3 protein-coding genes are annotated in these 2,193 nt (G+C 42.5%); 1 reads left to right on the forward strand and 2 read right to left on the reverse strand.

Annotation, left to right across the window (positions count from 1 at the left end):
- Positions 1-251, reverse strand: a 251-nt coding sequence (locus VN105_RS17990; protein WP_325642914.1) for a transcriptional regulator, incomplete at its 3' end; no start/stop codon positions are given.
- 8 nt (positions 252-259) lie between these two features.
- Positions 260-898, reverse strand: coding sequence for a hypothetical protein (locus tag VN105_RS17995; protein WP_325642915.1), 639 nt, complete (start codon positions 896-898; stop codon positions 260-262).
- A gap of 123 nt (positions 899-1,021) precedes the next feature.
- Here VN105_RS17995 and VN105_RS18000 point away from each other — a divergent pair.
- Positions 1,022-2,193: DUF5686 family protein (locus VN105_RS18000; RefSeq protein WP_325642916.1), on the forward strand; the 1,172-nt coding region annotated here is incomplete at its 3' end.

A 2,193-nucleotide genomic window follows, 5' to 3' on the forward strand; every position in this document is an offset into this window, starting at 1 on the left:
TTAAACGCCTTCTCGCCAGTTGCCGTAATGGCGTAGGTAGTATTGGTTTTACGGCCAATAAAACCTTTATGCACTTTGAGATACCCGTTTTCTTCCAACGTATTGAGATGCGACGCCAGGTTACCATCCGTTACTTCCAGCATCTGTTTGAGATCGTTGAAATTAACTTCTTCGTTCACCATCAATACACTCATAACGCCCAGGCGTATACGGCTCTCGAAAATCTTATTTAAGTTACCTATCGGGTTCATGCGATTGATTAAACTGTCCCTTTCCATTCATATTTCCACCACATCAGCGCTCCGTAAATGATGTGCAGTAAACCGAAACCTATGGCCCAAAAATAAAGCCCCTCTCTCAAATAGAAAAGATTAATTGTCCCGAGAATAACTTCACAGATCCCCAGGTACTTCACATCCGGCAAAGTATACTTACTGGCATTGATAATTGCCAACCCGTAAAACACCAGGCAGGTAGGAGCTACCAGCGCCTCCAGGTGATTATATAACAAACCCGCTATAAATGCGCCGCCTGCCGCCAATGGAATGGCAGTGTTGATCAGCACTTTCCTTGATGTCAGGTCCCAGATAGGTAAATTATTTTTCCTTGCTTTCCGCCAGGTAAAAAATGTTCCCCCGATAAGTGCAGCCGCTAATACAGAAAACCCTAAAACAATTAAACGGAACTTCAGTGTCAGGAAATCTGAATGACTATGCACACCCGTAGCGTTCCATCTTAAATAATATTCATTCAGCCATTTATTGGCAATAAATGCCCCGATCAGGCCACAGGCGCCGGCGGAAATGCCGCTTAACCCGCTTAGCGAAATGAAACGGCTGCTTCGCTCCATCATCCGCTTAATGTCCGTTAATGCCTCCAGGTGTTGTTGGTCTGTCATACAAAAAAGTACTTTGCACTACAAAGCTAATAGAAAAATTTGATTCACAAAATATAATTTTTTGTTATAACTGCGTTACCTATAGGATACCGACTGTCCAGAATAGCGATAAATACTATAATATTGTTGTCAGATATGGTTGGCTGGAAAAGAATATTAGCAATAATCATCGGCGTAAGCGGTTGGGGTTCAGGTTTGATGGCGCAGCAGTACAAGGTTAGTGGAGTGGTCAGAGACGCGCACTCACAGGAAATCATTCCGTTTGCCACTCTTCAGTTTGTGCGTACCCAAACAGGTATGGTTAGCAATGCGGAAGGGAAATACCTGTTCGAACTAAATGTTATCCCATCAGATTCATTGCTGGTCAGGGTAATGGGATATAACATCCTTAAACTGCCGGTGAACAAGGAACAAAAAGAACAGGTCATTAACTTCGAGGTTACCCGCTCAGACGTTTCCCTGAAAACATACGAGGTAAAAGCCAATGTAAACTGGGCACTCATTCTTCTTAAACAGATCATTAAGCATAAACCGGAAAATAATTACAATCGCCTCGACAATTACAAATACGAGGTGTATAATAAGCTGGAGCTGGATATGAAGAATCTCAACAAAGAGAAACTCGGCAAAAACCGCTTCACCAAACCGTTTGCGTTTATTCTTGATAACATCGACAGTACGTCTGAAGACAAACCTTTTCTACCTATTTTCCTCACGGAATCATTATCGGATTATTACTTCCAGTCGAGCCCCCGCAAAACAAAAGAAATAATCAAAGCCGCCCGTACATCCGGTATAGATAATGAAAGCGTTACCAAATTCCTGGGAGGAATGTACCAGAATGTAAATATCTACGACAATTTCATCCCGGTATTTGATAAACAGTTTGTAAGTCCCATTCACCATAACGGCGCGTTCTATTACGATTACTCCATTGCTGATACGCAGTACATCAACAACCAGCGTTTCATCAAACTAAACTTCACGCCTAAACGTAAAGGGGAGAATACTTTTATTGGTGATATATGGGTACATGATACTACCTATGCAGTACAGAAAACCACCCTGTCCGTACCCCGGGATGCGAACATTAACTTTGTCCGCAAAATCAGCATGGTACAGGAATTTAAACAACTGCCCGATAGTTCCTGGTTCCTGTATAAAGATAAATTCATCGCCGATTTCTGGGCGCCAAGTCCCAAGCCCGGCAAAACATTTGATTTCATAGGTCGTAAAACCACGACTTACGATGATGTAATTACGAATGATACCGCTGCCACCAACATCTTCAGTAA

It is taken from the genome of Chitinophaga sp. (assembly GCF_035564935.1).
Lineage (GTDB): Bacteria > Bacteroidota > Bacteroidia > Chitinophagales > Chitinophagaceae > Chitinophaga.

What these genes read in the sequence shown, in the direction of transcription:
- VN105_RS17995 (WP_325642915.1), bottom strand. Translation starts at nt 898, where the DNA reads ATGACAGACCAACAACACCTGGAGGCATTAACGGACATTAAGCGGATG.